General features: G+C 21.2%; 1 protein-coding gene. It reads left to right on the top strand.

Annotation, left to right across the window (positions count from 1 at the left end; genetic code table 11):
* Positions 1-346 (top strand): hypothetical protein (locus tag AWT72_RS09885; protein WP_197407677.1); only part of this gene is annotated, 346 nt, incomplete at its 5' end.
* Positions 347-415 lie beyond the last annotated feature (69 nt).

Here is a 415-nt window from a genome sequence, read left to right as displayed (position 1 = left end):
TTTTGGAATTTTAAATTGGTTTTTATTTGGGTATGAACTAATTATTGTTGAAAATGGTAATTTAAAAATTTCAAAAAAAATATGGTTTATAAATTTAAAAAAAGAATATGAAATAAGAGAAATAAAAGATATTGCTATTTGTCAAAATACGTTGCCATGGCTATATAATATGAATAATAGACACCCTTTTCCTTTTGGAAATCAAAAAATTAAATTTGATTATGGCATGAAAACTATAAAATTTGCAATTGAAATAGATGAAGCAGAAGCTAAAATGATTATTGAAAAATTGAAAAGAAATCATAATTTTAGAGAATCTAATTTTAAAGTTGTTACTAGTTATTAAAATTAAAAATGAGGATAGTTTATTATGGAAAATAAATTTTTAGGTAGAGCAATAGTTAAAGAGTATGGT

This window comes from Oceanivirga salmonicida (assembly GCF_001517915.1).
GTDB classification, from domain to species: Bacteria; Fusobacteriota; Fusobacteriia; order Fusobacteriales; family Leptotrichiaceae; genus Oceanivirga; species Oceanivirga salmonicida.
The sequence above is the reverse complement of the archived record's forward strand: the minus strand, read 5'-3'. Positions and strand labels throughout refer to the sequence as shown.